Origin of the sequence: Vibrio sp. 10N.222.47.A9, from assembly GCF_963872585.1 — a bacterium.
In the GTDB taxonomy this organism is placed as follows: domain Bacteria; phylum Pseudomonadota; class Gammaproteobacteria; order Enterobacterales; family Vibrionaceae; genus Vibrio; species Vibrio splendidus.
Window position 1 is genome coordinate 1 of sequence record NZ_CAWNBB010000074.1, and the last position, 14,754, is coordinate 14,754.

Below are 14,754 nucleotides of genomic sequence, written 5' to 3' on the forward strand. Positions count from 1 at the left end.
ATTTAATGGAATTGGTATAACGCACCATAGAACGAAACCCAAACGTGTCGATGACCACCGCGCCCACTATGTACCAATAGTACTCGGGCACAAATTCCAACGCTTTGAACCCTTCTTGAACATACTCAGCATAGTCTGGGATAAACGACAAGATCAGAGGAACAAACACCACCAAGAGAATGAACTCATCTTTAAGGCCGCGATCTTTGAGGCTCACCCTATCTAAATCGGCGGCCTGTTCATATCCAGACTGTAAACGCTTCACTTGAGCTTGGTGACGCTCTTGCTCGATCTCATCTTGTCGCTTGAGGGCATTCGCTTTATTGAGGCCGTGCTGCTTATAGGCATCAATGCCGCCAGTGATGAGGTTGGCGATGGCGCCTATCATGCGTAAACCCGTTTATCGAGTTCCACATGAGGCCCATCTTTAAAGCTGACCCAATCCCCACCCCAGACAATAGGCACATTCAGCTCTTTTGCCGCTTGTTTAAACGCCCAACTCACTTGTTCGTAATAACTAAAGCCCCACGTGACTTTGCTGTTTTCGTCATACACCACAAAATCAATCGCATGGCCTGACTGGTGCCGGCTTTTTTTACTGTAGCCATCGAGTTGGCTAGCGCCTTTTTTGAAGAGCGCATTTTGCTCTTCGGCCGTTCGCTTTCCCGAGGTAATGCCAAAATCAAACGGGGTTAACTCAATCGCCCTGCGAACCACGCGTTTGAGATCGCCATGAACCCCAATCATGCGAGACTCGCTTCTTGCTGATAACGCAAACTGATTGAGTGCTTTATCGACGGTTTTTCTGTTCATGAAATACACTCCTAGTAAAGTGAAGAGCACAACGAGCGCACTCAACTTTTTAATGGTCATTATTCGAAATCCGGTAACTGGGTCACGAGTAAGGCTCTGGCTGTCTCACGCTTGGAGAGAACCTCTTGGGGGACGTCCGCACCGGTTTCTACTTGGCGTACTAAGTAAAAATCGGTCGCTTCGAGGTATTGCTTTGCAAGCTGTTGGCGAGCGTAGCTCCTATTTTTCCGTGCAATCGCATCATTAAGCACCACCTCTCCATCTTGAATAAGGTAGTCATCTAAGTTGCTCAATACGTCGTCGGTTAGCTCAATATCAAGCGTTTCACAATCCTCTCTAGGCTGCGGCGCATTCACGGAGGCAATGAGTCCCAAACGATTAACTTGTACTTTCATTGAATGAAACCTCACCGTGCTTAGTGACCGAAACATCGAACCCTGAGCCCATTTCTACTTTTATTTTTGTTGTTCCTTTGGGCGCAACAATCGTGTGGATTGGGGAGGTTCTAGCGTTTGAGAACCCTAGCGTGTATGTGGCTTGTTGTACTCTTAAAATTCTATTGTCATCGGTGAGAGCCGTAATGCTATACCGTAGGTAATGTCTAAATGATGAGAGTGAAGAGGGATTTAACGGGGCAATTTTCAATATCACTAAGGAGAGTTCACTGGATTGCAAAGGGAATTCCACACTGTAGATGTTATTTTCAATATCTGTGCGGGCAAATGAAATCTGACGATTATCAGCAATAGATAAACCTTCGCCGCCTAATCGTGAGTTATTAAATGGGTTGTAAACGTTAATCATACGAACTCACCTAGACGAACCGTGTCACCCTCAATCCCTTCCAGCATGACAACCTGATTACTTTTAATCAGCACATGACCGCCGGCGACCACCTCAATAAAACCTTGTACCAAGACAGGGTGCTCATTCTCTTTATTGGCTTGAATAAAGAGGCCTTTTCGCTCTTCATTTCCCACAATGCTTTGCTCATCTCCCGTTAAATCCAACAAGCCCGTGTCGACTTTTTGCAAGGTGTAAAGGTCGGGGAGCTTCTCCACGGTGAGTGTGTCGTTTTGAATGCGCGCCTTCACTTCACCTTGAATGGCACTGATCTTGAGTGGCTCTTGAACTTTACTGACGGTGAGTGTGTCGTTTTGAATGCGCGTCTTCACTTCATCTTGAATGGCACTGACCTTGAGTGGCTCTTGAACTTTGCTGATAGTGAGTGTGTCGTTTTGAATGCGAGTCTTCACTTCGGCTTGAACGGCACTGACCTTGAGCGGCTCTTGAATTTTATTGACGGTGATGGGCGTTAAAATTTCGCTGATCGCGATGGAATTATTAATATCTATTTTTTGCGCTTTGGTGATGATGGGAATGTCCGCCACTTGATATTCAACCGTGACCGATCCCGTTTGGTGGTTAAAAAGCTCAAGTTCATCAAAACGAGTGATGTCCACCGTATCACCTCGCCCGATTTCTGTAGGACGCAATGCATCTCCGCGAAGAATAAGGGAATGACTGGCTTCACGAATGATGAGGTATTTTCCTGCCTGACCTGCATTAAATTGAATGCTTTCGCCTGGGCTTAGGGTTTGGAGTTGTTTCATTTATTACGCTCCGCCACTAAATAGGCCATGGTGATTAACGTGCCAAGAATGCCGACCATAAGAGACACGTTTTTCAACAGCTCATTATTGCTTTCGTTCTCACCCGTTTGCTCTCTTGCTTTGGACGCGTTCGCCATGGCGATCGCGGCTTTGGTGGTTTCCGTTTGTTGACCCGCCATGGATTTAATTGAATCAATCGCATGCTCACTCAGGTTCGTGTTTTCCCCTATCGCGTACTCACTAAGGTCAGCGTTAGTTCCTAACGCACTCTCACCAAAACTCAATGCCTCTTCGAGGGCACTTTCACCAAAATTAAACGACGTATCTACGGTCTCTGACGCCAAATCTAAGGCATTATTACCAAAGTGAAACGCTTCTTCCGCGGTCTTACCCGCCACCGCCATGGCGCCGTGGTCCGTCATGCTTAAATTAATGTCAGAGTTTTCTATCCCTGACAGAGCAAAGCCATTGTTATCACCACCTATGCCCTGACTGTTGCTTTTGTTGGTGGTCGTGGTGATGGTTTTCGCATTGCTCTTTGATTTACTCCGTCCACCCATGTCATCAAACCTTATTTGTAATACGTGCTCATTCTTGTGGGTCTCAATCTCTCGTACGGGCAATTGCAATTTGCGTTGAATGTAGCGATAAGCGCCGCGCTGATTAAAGTGGGCGCGAATCGAATCAAACCCATGCGCCACTCCGTGATTGAGGGCACTGAGCGTCCCTATGGCCATGTCACCCGCTAAAGCGACCACAACCAGCTCATTAGCGCCGGAGGGGGATTGCTCACCGCGTAGCAACATAAACGTGTCTTCGACTCGATAGAGGGACTCTCGCCCCGCTTTCACTTCAATTTCAGCCTTCTTTAGGTAGTCCCCAAGCGCTTGACTTAACTTCGGCTTGGCGTTTCCCCACGTTTCAGGAATTAAGTTACTTTCGAGTGAAAACATACAGCGCAAGAAGCGCGACGAGCGCTATTCCCCACCACGGTATGCCGTTATGACTGCCAAAGTTCATTGCGCCGGCCGTAAAGCCGCTGTTGTTGGTGGTGTTGGAGGTGTTCCCTGACTCTGCAGGTCCTGAAGACCCGCCCGTCAAACCACCGCCTCCCGTTAAAGAAGTCAATGAGCCTAGCATGAGCGAAATACTCCCGATTTATAGGCAAGGTAGAGCAAAGCCATCACCGCAGTCGCAGTTAAGGTTTTTTTGAGCCCCTGACTCACTCCAAACCCGAGTGCCGTTCCTAGACCCAGACCGCCCAAACCGATGAAAAGTAATGGCATGCGCTAATCCTTGAAGAGAACAATGAGAAGAACCACCACCAAGAGCGCCGCTATCCCACCGCCCACATAAAGCAGGGTGTTATCTTTCACTACGGCAGAGCCCCCTTGTGGCGTCGTCACGGCATTGCCGTTATTGTCGACCGCTGGGGTGTTCGGTTGCTGCGTGGTGTTGGGATTGGACGAATTGGCGTTGTGGCCAAATAACCAATCGGCATTTTCTCCCACGCTATCGAGTGCACCCTCACCAAACTCCAACAGGTCATCAAAAAAGCTCATGCGCGCTCCTTAGTATTTACCTGTGAGCATTTCAGGGCGAACCACTTTCACCGATTCAACCAAAATAGGGATTGAGCCGGCGACGTCACTCGTGGTCACTGAAAATTTCAAATTAGAGCTGTGTTGTGTAGGGAAGAGCTCATCAATAGAAAAACCACGCACAATCGGATCAAAGTGAAAGTAACCCGCTTGCGGGGTACGTTCGTTTCGTTTAGCGTTCGCTTCATTGATGAATTTGTTGGCTTCGTACTCTTTCACAAAGTCACGTTCCACCTCTAGCTTAGTGATCCCTGCGTACATAAAGTGCGCACGACGCAAGCTGATTAACGGACTCGATACTAAGCTCGTAAATTCGTTTACCCCTTCCGCGTTCGCTGGCATGGTTTCACGCTTTATCATTGGAACCAAGATTCTGGCAGGTTGCGCATTGGTGACCCAAGCATGAACCTGAATAGACAGGGGATCACCGCTGGTTTTCGCTTTGAACTGAACATCCAAGTGGATGTTATCGCCCGCTTCTGTCACCAGCCCCGTGTAGCGAACCCCATTTTTAGTGCGAGCGGTAATGTCACTGAATGGGATCACGTAATGGCCGGTGGTATGAGCACGTTGCTTATAGCGTTCGAGCATCAGGGTTTCACTGCCCGTTAAGACATAGATTTCTTCTGCGTTCAGCGTAATAGACAAGCGTTCAATCTCGGCGGCCTCGGCATTCGTCTCTAACACTAACTCATGGTAAGTCGGCCCAACAGGAATAGGCAGCGTGCCTTTTTGTCCCCAAGCGGCCCCGACCATGGAATTCAGTTTGATTGGTTTTACTGACATGTTTGTCTCTCCTTAAAACCAGCCACGTTTGCCGTTGATGAGTTGTTTGACTGCTTCTAACGTTGAGACGTTATTAATGATGGCAATCATCAGTAAGGTCAGGACAACAGCAATCAAGATGTTTTTATGCTGAGCTTTCATACACTCCCCTGTCTCTCGACGTTGGATCTTGAATAATCAAATGAAGTGTTTATCAAAGAGGAAAAAGGTTGAAAAAGAAAGGAAGCGTTACCTATAGGTTAGATGGGTAACCTATAGGTTAAAAAGGGCGGTTACCGGTAGTTCAAATTGAGTGTTGAGCCTGACTGACAGTTCAACGCCTTATGCTCAATATTACCAATACCATCACGGATCAAGAGGTATTCCGCGATCGGTTTCCCGATACGTTGCTTGTTGACCTTAGCGGATTTCAACGTCGCAATAGTATTCACATCCAACCCGCGTTTATCCGCGATCCATTGAGCATCACTCAGAGAATTAACTGCGCCCACCCACCAAACACTGGATTGCTCGGTCACGGTTTTCGGGACCTCTTGACCTCGTTGAAATATGGAGTGCACCACAAGGCCATACTGACGCCCGCCACGCAACAGCTCACCCGCACGACCTCGAAGTTTGCCAGAGGTTTCTACGCAGGAGGCTAACTCTTCAATCACCGTATAGAGCCGGCTAGCGCGGCCGTTCCCTACCGACCACACCACCGACGCGAAAAATTCCAACTCTCCACCGGTTGCCCCATTGGCTGGAATGTACGCCAACTTAAACGAGCCGCCACGACGACGCGCCATCACCAGCGATTTCACAAAGATTAAGCGTGATGAGGTACCGTGGCACATTTGCCCTTGAAACTTATTTCCCGCGTAGTTGGTGTAGGGGTCAAAAAAGACCGCTTGTGCGGTTTTCGGGATTAACCCCAAATGCTTAACCGCTGAGGTTTTCCCCCCTCCCGTTCCCGCCACATAAAGGGTGTGCTCGGCATCAAAGGACGGGTTAGCATTAACGGGATTCGGTAGGGCTAGGGGTTTGGGTTTGTTCACTTTCGGTCTCCTTGGCTTGCATCAAGGCAGCCATTTGTTGTTTGGACGCGTAGATCAAGCCCAAAACCGCAAGCAGTAGCGTCGCCTCTTCGATGTAGTCCCCAAACACCCCCATCAAGGTTGAGCCATGTTTGGCAAAGACCGGCTGCGCGGCATCGATAACGGCTTGTTTCCCTTTACCGTCGAATTCAAACTCAACCCCTGAAATCATGGACGTGGCTTGTTCGGTCAAAGCGAACACAATATCCAGTAATCCCGCCATGGCTTCGGTTTTATCTTCGGTTACCGTTTCGGTTGAGCCGGTTAGGCTAACTGGTTCGCTTTCGGTTTGCTCTTGCTGTTCAAGCTGATCAATGACCGCGCCAAAATCCCCCCAATCATCCACCGCCGCTGACTCATTCAACAAGACTTCATTCGTTTGCTCCATGCTCACCCCCTTGCGTTGGTTCGGTTGGGGCTTTCGGTTTAGGTAGCAGTTGAGAAAATGCCCAGATGAGGAAGATAACCGACACCAACGCTGCTACGACTCGTTTAAAGGAAAACTTGCCTTGGTTTTTTTCTGTTTCTTCATCGCTGCCCGTTTCGGTTACCGCTCGGTTGGAAACCGCGTCTTTACTGGTTTCTTGTGTTTCTTCCGGTTCGGTTAACCCCTCGGTTAGTTCGGTTACCTCTGTTCGGTTAGGTTCGGTTATCAAAACCGGATCAACCACCGACAGTTTATCGGTGACTGTCGGTTGAAGTTCGGTTGAGTCAGCGACAAGATTCGCTTTAATGAACTTGGTCACTTCATGGCTATGTGAGCTGTTACCGCACTTTGGGCAACGGTAATACATCAACCCAATGTTGCGGCTGTTTTTAGGCGGCTCCCCTGTAGCAATCAGTTTCCCTTCACCCACTTGATGAGCGCTGGCGACCGACTGACAAACTGGGCAAGAGAGATACCCACGGATTGGGTTTTTATGTTCAGCCATGATCCACCTCTGCACTTTCCATCTCATCAAGCTGCTGCTTTTGAACCTCTACCACTGCACGGTATTTCAGGCGAGCCACCCCATTGAGCTTGTCGAGGTGCTCAAGCTGCTCAAACAAGTTAACGGGAAGGCCTAACGCCTCCAGTGAAAGGTTGCCACTCATCAACATTCCCATGGCTTTTTTCATGAGTGCGCCGGTGTCCATTTCTTTAAAACGGTCAATTTCCACTTTTAGGCTGGCGGTCAGCTTATCAGCCGCATCGAGGGCGGATAAATCTCGTTGACACTCCTCAAGCGATAGTCTTTTCATTGTCTTCCCCTGTCTCTCGACGTTGGTATTGGATAAAAGGCCCCTGATTCACATCGTTGGCGTGGGTTAAGTCACTCCCAGTCTTCCATTTATCAGGCTGAGAGTGGTGTGCTTATCAATGGGGATTTTCGCCCCCATCGACAGCGGTTTAAGCAAGCATTGAACCCCTTTTACGCTCCATCCGGTCACGTCCATTAAGGCTTTTTCGAGCGGGGATATCTCCATTTTCGGAGGTGGGTTACACTTATTTTCAGTGCTCCAAGGGACAGCGCTCCGCGCTTTTTTCCACGCGTCCACATCGCACTTCGCCACCACTGAAAAGTGCTCGCGGCAGGTCTCGATCACGTGACCTAACCATTCCAACCCGATCACCCGTTTGGTGGTTTCGCCGTACTGGTTAATCTGCGTTTCATGAGCGAGGCGTAAATCCCCAATGTGCTGGGTAAACTCTTTCCAGCGTGATTTATCCGCATGCTCATGCAGGTCGATTAACGCTTCATCAATCGCCACATCGGCTTTGTTCGCGCGTCTGAGTTGTCGCCACAGACCCACGGCAGGAGAGCCCGATTGTGAAAACTGCTTAATGCCCCAAGCGCTGGCCCACGCTCTGACCGAGACTGCAGTTTCTTCCGCGGCGCCTTTGGGCAGGTGTGCGCCGTTAATGTTTTTGGAGATGTATTTGATGATGTAGCCAGTAGCGCTACCTTTCTTAGGGTTGCAAGGTTTCGCGTGAAAACGGGCTTTGCGTTTCTTTTTGTTGTAGAGCTCGTCGCCATCTTCACTTCGGGCAATCTTCGCACAAATGCGCATGAGCTCGGCTTTGTATTCTGCAGGGCAATAGACAAAGGCATGCAAGTGAGGCGTGCCGTCTTTGTGGGGCTCAGCCACCCGTAGGCCAAACCAAGGAATGTCTTGTTTGGCGAAGTGGGCGCGGGCGAGCCTCCATTGCTCCATCAGGCTTTGATGCGCTTCTTTGACGGTGCAGCCGTTCCACTTAGGTGAATTACGGTGATACTTTGAGGGCAACGTCCAATTGATGAAGACCCCTTCAAATCCCATATCGATGGCCCGCTCTTCATCCCCGCGACTGCGAACCACCAATTCAACGCGGCGGTTTTCAAGGTTCGTTGTCGTGCGAGAGGCCACCTCATCGAGATTGAACTCTTGCAGGGTGTCGTGGTTGATGACCACCATACTTTTCATGAAGGCTTCGGACTCGCGTAATTGCTGCTTGAAGTTGGAGAGAGTCAGGCGCGACACATAGCGATGTTGACTGGGTTGTTCTCCGACATTGCCAAGGGTGACTTGAGCGTGTTCAATGTAGCGCTTGCGAAGGCGTTTGAATTTACGCACTAAGTTTTTAGGATCAATACAACGACGAATCGCGCACTCTAAAAGGATTTCAGCGTCACGAACCGTGAGTGTTTGACCGATATCACGAGTGTCGGCACTCGGAGGCTCAATGAAGACCTTGAGCATCAAGTCTCGGATTTGTTCAAAGGCATAATGCAGGGCGTGGTAGTAATCCGTGGGGCTTTCGGGAATGTCATCAGCGTCTGTCACGGCAATATCATTGATGATATCGACAAAGGCCACGGTGAGTTGAATGGCGAAATTTTTAAGCGCATCATCGCTCATCAATATGTCGTGAGTCAGTTCGAGCGGTTTGGGCTCATGGCTTATGAAACCAAACGGGAATTTTTGGGTAAAGTGGTGGACGACGTTATCCACAAAGCTCACGCGTTCGGTGATGAATAAGGCGAGGTTATGGTCGGTCGGATTGCTGCGCTTTTTCCTCAGCCCTAGTTTAAGTTCTAGATCTTGACGCATCATCACCGGCAGGTGCGCCGTGAGATTGGAGACATACTGACTTAACGACAGAGTGATGTTGGGTTGATGGAATCGTTTGTAGGTACTCATAGTCCAACCTTAATTTTTTCCTTTACTCACTGTTCCCCAAGGCTCGATACAACCTCGTTCGGTGCAGGTGTAATTCAAGGGTTTAGGCGTCGGTTTAACGCGCTTTTTAATGCCGTGCTTTTCTCTTAGCTTCGATATTAAGAAACGCGCTCTCTCGGTTTTTTCTGGGTCAAAGTCTTTGAGCCCTTCCATGTCGGGGCAGGGCTTGTGGATAGGGTCAGTGATAGGTAGGTCAACACTGGACACGGCCTCTTGGTAAGACACATTTCCCATGAGCCTTACTCTGGTAAGTCAGGCCACGGACTGCCTGAATTCATGATGCGATAAATATCCGCTTCATTCTCTTTGTCATTCAGAGAGTCGGCATAGAACCCCCAGTAACGCTTTACTCTTTCTGTTTTGCCGTCTAAGCCGGTATCGAGGCATTGAATGAACGCAAATCCGCGGCCGTGGGTTCGGGCAAAGTGGATCTGGCATTTTGGGTGATTGCTGTCATAGACAAGGTTGTTTTCGGTTTGGACTTTCATTGGGCTAACTTCTTGCTGGGTGCTTCGTTGAACAAGTACATCTTTGTGCAAGCGTCATCGATGGATTGAGCTAAGCGGTGTTCGCCGCTGGTTTCGGCGTAGACGCGAACTTCATGCAAACGATCAAGAATCGATTCATGAATGAGCTCAGATTGCGCTTGAGACACCAAGCTTGAAGGGGTGCTTTCTTTTAAGCAGTGCATATCTTGGTGATACGCCTCTACCCAAAAGCGGTAAAGGTGTTGAGTGACGTCGGCGTGAGTCATGGGCTTATCCTTGTACGACTATGCGCAAATCACCCTCAAGCGGGATGATGGCAAGGTTGGTGGCTATGAAGGACGCAGGGTGACCGGCTCGGTCTTCCATTTCTGACACGGCGTGCGAGAAATTCGAAGAGTGCTCATTGGCTGGCACCACTTCCACCGGTAGGCATTTTTGGTTTGAGAAGATTTGGATGAGAGGGATCATGATTTCTTCCTCAATATCGACAGTTTGAATTGTCCCGCTTCCATACGAGCCGCGAGTTCGACGAGGTCGACATACCGCTTCCCTGCATCGAGTTCTTTTTCCACTTCGGGTAAATCAGCGTTATCAAGACGATCGAGAACCTGTCTTTCACTCATTCCGTGAGAACGTGCAAATAACGGCACAGACATGAATAACGCGGGCAGCATTGGCATGTGATATCCTCGTAGGTTTGATGATTTTCGTGAAATACACGGAAATAGAGTTACTTATTCTGCTGCGTCGTTTGTAGTAGTTGGTATTTAAGCTACGTCATATGTAGTAGTGGGGTCAAGTGTGGAATTAGGAAAAAAAATCAAAGCGATACGAATTGCGGAGAGGTTAAGTCAGGAAGAAATGTCACAACTTATTGATATATCAGTAGGAGCTCAGCGAAATTACGAACAAGAAAGAAGAGAACCAAAAGGTGATTTTTTGATGAAGATCACAAAGCATGAGCGCTTCAAAAAATATACCTATTGGTTGATGACCGATGAAGTTCTCCCTGAGTCGGGCCAGATTAGTCCCGACTTCTCTATACTATCAGAGCTCGGAATTGTCGAAAAAACAACCAAAAACAAGAAGCTTGCCTAACGGTTTGCTTGCTTAAATACTATCGATGGGGGAAGAATGATTTTAAAGAAGAATGCGAATTATTATTCAAGTCTGGCCCCTAATCAGGTGTTTGATAGTGAGCGAAAGGCCATGCAACTTGATAAGCGGTTGGCCTTAAAACTTGAGCGGGAATGTGCAGGGAAAGACTTTCGAACGCTGGATGAATTGATCACGCTTTGGTATCGAATGCACGGTAAGACGCTACGCGATCACATTCGGCTGAGGAAGAGTCTTTATCGAATATCAGAGCGTTTGGGTAACCCTATTGCGAGTGATTTCACCAGTAAAGATTTTGCGCACTATCGAGAGCAACGAAGTATTGAAGTGACGACGACCACGATCAACCGAGAGCATGCCTATCTTAGGGCGATGTTTAACGAGTTGGAGAGGTTAGGGGTGATTGAGTTTGAGAATCCGCTGATTAAAATTCGTCAGTTCAAAGAGCGTGAAAAAGAGTTGAGGTATTTGGCTCATGATGAGATCGCAAGGCTATTGGAATCCTGTCAAACGTTCAGCAACCAGTCTTTGAGCTTTATCGTGAAGATTTGTTTAGCCACGGGTGCTCGGTGGGGGGAGGCGGAAAGTTTAAAGCCTTCACAAATCAAAAACAATCAGATCACGTTTTTGAATACCAAATCATCCAAGAATCGTACGGTGCCAATCAATCAAACGCTTTATGAAGAGCTCACAACTCTTGAGCCTATCAGTGACGAGAGAATGTTTTTGAAGAGCCTGTCGACCTTTCGAAAGGCGGTTTCAGAAGCAAATCTTGACTTACCTAAAGGACAAATGACTCACGTTCTACGTCATACCTTTGCGAGCCATTATGTGATGAACGGCGGCAATATTGTGAAGCTAAGAGATGTACTTGGCCATAGTGAAATTACGACAACTATGCGTTATGCACATTTGGCTCCTGAACACTTAGAAGAGACATTAATTCTGAACCCTTTAAATCAACATCAAAATAGAAATACTAAGTGAGAACGTTGGTTAATTTAAAGTAGAGAAAGATCATTGAGAAACGTCAACTTTCAATTCTTTCAGCCTTAATCACGTAGTGATTTTATGTTAATCAAGTGTCATACTTGACCGTATAAATAAATATAGTGGAATAAATATGTCTAGTGACAGTAATGCAACTCTCCTTAAAAATGAACCAGATGTTTCAAACTTGGATGCTATTAGTTGGTTGAGAACTATTCCCAGTAACTCTGTGAATTTAGTTATCACAGATCCTCCATATGAGTCACTTGAAAAGCATCGAAAAATCGGTACCACCACACGTCTAAAAAATAGTAAATCCTCGAGTAATAAATGGTTTAGTATTTTTCCTAATAGTCGATTTGAAGAGCTACTTGAGGAAGTTTATCGAATATTGAAAAAGAATAGTCATTTTTATTTGTTCTGTGATCAAGAGACGATGTTTATTGTTAAACCTATTGCGGAGAAGGCTGGATTTAAATTTTGGAAACCAATAGTCTGGGATAAGGTGGCAATTGGCATGGGCTACCATTATCGAGCTAGGTATGAATTTATTTTATTTTTTGAAAAGGGTAAACGGAAATTAAATGATCTTTCTATTCCAGATGTATTAACAGAAAAAAGAGTTTGGCGAGGGTATCCAACGGAAAAACCAGTCAAGCTTGCAGAGACGTTAATACTTCAAAGTACTTCAGAAAATGAATTAGTTATTGACCCGTTTTGTGGAGCTGGTTTTGTAGGGCAGGCCTCGGAACTGCACAATCGCATTTTCCGAGGCAATGATTTAAACAGCGAAGCGGTTGAGCTGACTAAATCAAGGATAATTGCTACACGTCAATAGTTTTGAATTTAATTACCCAAGATTTTAATGTCTGAGCTCTACGTCGGCTCGTACTCTCACTTAAGCCGTTACAGTTCTCAATGAGGAATTGGGCTGCAGTGTTTTCATCTATATTGAGTGTTGACTTGACTTGTTGATCCAACATCCAAAGATAACCACAATCAGATTCTTCAAATTGTCTTTGGATTATTTTGAGCCACTCATTTTCATCCTTAGACTCTGCAACTTTTAACCCTAAAGGAGTCAGAGAAGAATATTCATGAATTAATGATAGCGTTTTACATGCGTCTCGGTAGTAACTAACTTGTCTAGGGTCGACATCTAATTCATCCGCAGTAACAACTCGTCCGCTACTAACAATATTTAGATAGAGTTTGATTCTACTTAAATTGTCAGCTTGTGGAACCATAGTACTATCAAGGTAAGACCCTAATTTTTCATCTATGGCTGGAAGAAGCCCATCAACATAGCTCGGGCTTAAGTCCAAAATAGTTTGCGTAGAACTTTCATCAATAAATTGAATTTCAATATTATTAGTTCCAATTAAATCAAATAGTTTTCGAACTAATCTTAAATCTATTTCTTGTTGTTCTAAACTATCCAGAAAATCTTGATGGGATGAAATTTTTGATAAAAGCTCATAACCTTTAGTTTCGAATGATTCAGAATCTTTTGTGGTTGTTTTTACTCTATAAACGAAAGAGCCTTTCACTGCATCCCGAGGGTAGAAAGAGACGGAAATATCATGTTTGTTCAGGTAATGGCGACAGAACTCTCCAAATACTTCTGAAACCTTATTAAGGGTCTCCGAGACGATATCATGTTTTGAATTATTTTTAGCAATTCTTATACGATGTGAATGTCTTCGTTTTCCGTCATAATTAATGTTTTCTCTAATAAATACAGTTTCTTTTGGGAGTTTGTAGGGAAGCTTTTTCGCTACAACAAATTCTTCTGAAACTTCAAAGTCATCAAGGTCTATTTTAACTAGAAGAACTTTCGCCAGAGCTGATGGTTTAATCATTTTGATGATAGGTATATCTTTCTGTTCAAGGCTATTTATCTTGTCTTGAGATGTAGGAACAACTAGCCATCGATCCGATGCGTCATCAGTTCCTAAGCTATAGCAGAAAAATAATTGGTCGTACTCATTCAATGCTGTGAAAATTATTGGACCATCATAATAGCTATATACATTATGGTAGTATAATGAACCACATCTATTACTTTTTAAGAAAAGCAAGTCACTTTTAGTACTCATATTACCTTAAACCCTTTAGGATAGACTCCATCGTAAAACCAGATAGATACATGACTACTTTTCTTTGATGATTTACCTTTTCCATGTTCTGGTTTTACTTTACCTTCCGCGATCATTTGCCCTTTGAAACGTTCTGGGCTTTCTTCTACTAGTTCTTCAATACTAGCACGTGTATCAAAAAACGAGGTCGCGTAAAAGCCAGGGTTATTTCTAAAGAATGGTTTTTTTGATAGATGTTTTTGACTAGGATCTTTAAAGCTAGCTAGGAAATCTAGTGCATCGGGATTACTTTTATGTACCAACCTAAAAAGAAATGCGTCAATTTTTATTGCATTTTCTGGTGGAATAGTAAGATGTGTCGGATAATCAGCATCCCAGTTTTTGTCGCTCATAATACCTAGCCATTAACAAGAATTATTTATATTTATATGGCGTGCATACTAAGATAGACCGTACTTATATTCAACAAGTTTAGTCGTACTCTGTTTGTTTCAATGATCTACTTCAAATAACTGAATGGTATAAAATTTGCCAACATTTATTCGTTGTCACTAGTGGCTCTTCATTAAACTAGTTGAGTTTTTGTTCTTGAGCTGATTATGAAATGGCAAAAAATTTATTTAGTTGACTCACTTGAGCTAAAGGGATGGAAGTGCCGTTTTATATAAAATACTGAAATAGACGGAAATACTAGTCGTTTGATTTTTTAATTACTCTAACATGCTGTTTTTATAGTTGGTTTTGTAGAATTCCAAATCCGCGTGTTGGGAGTTCGAATCTCTCCACCCCTGCCATATTTAAGGCTCTAGCAGAAATGCTAGAGCCTTTTTGCTTTCTGAATCTAATATACGCCATTAGCAAAGCAGCGGATTCTCCGACTTACCAAAATAGCGCGTGTTGGGAGTCGAAACCTCCACCCTGCCATATCAATGCCTCAGCAGAAGTTCTGTTTTTTATACCAATTCCATTAA

The 14,754-nt window shown here is 45.6% G+C and carries 24 protein-coding genes; 3 read left to right on the top strand and 21 right to left on the bottom strand.

Features of this window, described 5'->3' with window-relative positions:
* The 19 genes from AACT19_RS22415 to AACT19_RS22505 all read right to left on the bottom strand — a co-directional run.
* The coding region (locus AACT19_RS22415) for a hypothetical protein (RefSeq protein ID WP_076648853.1) at positions 1–388 on the bottom strand (388 nt) is incomplete at its 3' end.
* Positions 385–813: a M15 family metallopeptidase gene (locus tag AACT19_RS22420; RefSeq protein WP_017083722.1), complete on the bottom strand. Its 429-nt coding sequence runs from the start codon at positions 811–813 to the stop codon at positions 385–387. The genes AACT19_RS22420 and AACT19_RS22415, both read right to left, overlap by 4 nt.
* A 59-nt stretch (positions 814–872) precedes the next feature.
* Positions 873–1,208: a hypothetical protein gene (locus tag AACT19_RS22425; RefSeq protein ID WP_076648855.1), complete on the bottom strand. Its 336-nt coding sequence runs from the start codon at positions 1,206–1,208 to the stop codon at positions 873–875.
* Positions 1,192–1,617, bottom strand: a complete 426-nt coding sequence (locus AACT19_RS22430) for a hypothetical protein (RefSeq protein WP_017084815.1) — start codon at positions 1,615–1,617, stop codon at positions 1,192–1,194. Before AACT19_RS22430 ends, AACT19_RS22425 begins: the two co-directional genes overlap by 17 nt.
* Positions 1,614–2,426, bottom strand: a complete 813-nt coding sequence (locus tag AACT19_RS22435) for a hypothetical protein (protein ID WP_076648857.1) — start codon at positions 2,424–2,426, stop codon at positions 1,614–1,616. The genes AACT19_RS22430 and AACT19_RS22435 overlap by 4 nt, the downstream gene beginning before the upstream one ends.
* Positions 2,423–3,379 carry a hypothetical protein gene (locus AACT19_RS22440; protein ID WP_076648859.1) on the bottom strand — a complete coding sequence of 319 codons (957 nt, stop codon included), beginning with the start codon at positions 3,377–3,379 and terminating at the stop codon, positions 2,423–2,425. Before AACT19_RS22440 ends, AACT19_RS22435 begins: the two co-directional genes overlap by 4 nt.
* Complete coding sequence (locus tag AACT19_RS22445; protein WP_017083727.1) at positions 3,360–3,566, bottom strand: hypothetical protein; 207 nt, start codon at positions 3,564–3,566, stop codon at positions 3,360–3,362. Before AACT19_RS22445 ends, AACT19_RS22440 begins: the two co-directional genes overlap by 20 nt.
* 149 nt (positions 3,567–3,715) lie before the next feature.
* On the bottom strand, positions 3,716–3,988 hold the full coding sequence (locus AACT19_RS22450) for a hypothetical protein (protein ID WP_017083729.1): 273 nt from the start codon (positions 3,986–3,988) through the stop codon (positions 3,716–3,718).
* A 9-nt stretch (positions 3,989–3,997) separates the two neighbouring features.
* Positions 3,998–4,813: a major capsid protein P2 gene (locus AACT19_RS22455; RefSeq protein WP_076648861.1), complete on the bottom strand. Its 816-nt coding sequence runs from the start codon at positions 4,811–4,813 to the stop codon at positions 3,998–4,000.
* Between the two features lie 12 nt (positions 4,814–4,825).
* Complete coding sequence (locus AACT19_RS22460) at positions 4,826–4,954, bottom strand: hypothetical protein (RefSeq protein ID WP_017081565.1); 129 nt, start codon at positions 4,952–4,954, stop codon at positions 4,826–4,828.
* A gap of 131 nt (positions 4,955–5,085) precedes the next feature.
* A complete protein-coding gene (locus tag AACT19_RS22465; protein ID WP_029225522.1) occupies positions 5,086–5,850 on the bottom strand; it encodes a hypothetical protein in 765 nt (254 codons plus the stop codon).
* On the bottom strand, positions 5,810–6,277 hold the full coding sequence (locus AACT19_RS22470; protein WP_048615173.1) for a hypothetical protein: 468 nt from the start codon (positions 6,275–6,277) through the stop codon (positions 5,810–5,812). The genes AACT19_RS22465 and AACT19_RS22470 overlap by 41 nt, the downstream gene beginning before the upstream one ends.
* The gene (locus AACT19_RS22475) at positions 6,261–6,821 is read right to left on the bottom strand and encodes a hypothetical protein (RefSeq protein WP_017081719.1); all 561 of its coding nucleotides are present in this window, start codon (positions 6,819–6,821) and stop codon (positions 6,261–6,263) included. Before AACT19_RS22475 ends, AACT19_RS22470 begins: the two co-directional genes overlap by 17 nt.
* Positions 6,814–7,131, bottom strand: coding sequence for a hypothetical protein (locus AACT19_RS22480; RefSeq protein WP_076648863.1), 318 nt, complete (start codon positions 7,129–7,131; stop codon positions 6,814–6,816). Before AACT19_RS22480 ends, AACT19_RS22475 begins: the two co-directional genes overlap by 8 nt.
* Positions 7,132–7,197: 66 nt before the next feature.
* Positions 7,198–9,051, bottom strand: a complete 1,854-nt coding sequence (locus AACT19_RS22485; protein ID WP_076648865.1) for a replication endonuclease — start codon at positions 9,049–9,051, stop codon at positions 7,198–7,200.
* Positions 9,052–9,060: 9 nt separating this feature from the next.
* A complete protein-coding gene (locus AACT19_RS22490; RefSeq protein WP_057623101.1) occupies positions 9,061–9,324 on the bottom strand; it encodes a hypothetical protein in 264 nt (87 codons plus the stop codon).
* A gap of 5 nt (positions 9,325–9,329) precedes the next feature.
* On the bottom strand, positions 9,330–9,578 hold the full coding sequence (locus AACT19_RS22495; RefSeq protein WP_076648867.1) for a hypothetical protein: 249 nt from the start codon (positions 9,576–9,578) through the stop codon (positions 9,330–9,332).
* A complete protein-coding gene (locus AACT19_RS22500; protein WP_076648869.1) occupies positions 9,575–9,844 on the bottom strand; it encodes a hypothetical protein in 270 nt (89 codons plus the stop codon). The genes AACT19_RS22495 and AACT19_RS22500 overlap by 4 nt, the downstream gene beginning before the upstream one ends.
* Positions 9,845–10,042: 198 nt before the next feature.
* Positions 10,043–10,258: a hypothetical protein gene (locus AACT19_RS22505; RefSeq protein WP_017084672.1), complete on the bottom strand. Its 216-nt coding sequence runs from the start codon at positions 10,256–10,258 to the stop codon at positions 10,043–10,045.
* A 121-nt stretch (positions 10,259–10,379) separates the two neighbouring features.
* Here AACT19_RS22505 and AACT19_RS22510 point away from each other — a divergent pair, with 121 nt between their 5' ends.
* The 3 genes from AACT19_RS22510 (at position 10,380) to AACT19_RS22520 (ending at position 12,522) form a co-directional block, all read left to right on the top strand.
* Entirely contained in the window at positions 10,380–10,676 is a 297-nt protein-coding gene (locus AACT19_RS22510; RefSeq protein WP_076648871.1) for a helix-turn-helix domain-containing protein, read from the top strand.
* A 36-nt stretch (positions 10,677–10,712) separates the two neighbouring features.
* The gene (locus AACT19_RS22515) at positions 10,713–11,681 is read left to right on the top strand and encodes a phage integrase (RefSeq protein ID WP_076648873.1); all 969 of its coding nucleotides are present in this window, start codon (positions 10,713–10,715) and stop codon (positions 11,679–11,681) included.
* 136 nt (positions 11,682–11,817) lie between these two features.
* Positions 11,818–12,522, top strand: coding sequence for a DNA-methyltransferase (locus AACT19_RS22520; protein WP_076648875.1), 705 nt, complete (start codon positions 11,818–11,820; stop codon positions 12,520–12,522).
* On the opposite strand, the gene AACT19_RS22525 is transcribed toward AACT19_RS22520, so the two are convergent.
* Together AACT19_RS22525 and AACT19_RS22530 are read right to left on the bottom strand one after the other, a co-directional pair.
* Positions 12,509–13,783 (bottom strand): DUF6575 domain-containing protein, encoded by a 1,275-nt coding sequence (locus tag AACT19_RS22525; protein WP_076648877.1) that lies wholly within the window; start codon positions 13,781–13,783, stop codon positions 12,509–12,511. The two genes, AACT19_RS22520 and AACT19_RS22525, sit on opposite strands and share 14 nt — an antisense overlap.
* Complete coding sequence (locus tag AACT19_RS22530; protein ID WP_242658970.1) at positions 13,780–14,175, bottom strand: hypothetical protein; 396 nt, start codon at positions 14,173–14,175, stop codon at positions 13,780–13,782. The genes AACT19_RS22525 and AACT19_RS22530 overlap by 4 nt, the downstream gene beginning before the upstream one ends.
* Positions 14,176–14,754 lie beyond the last annotated feature (579 nt).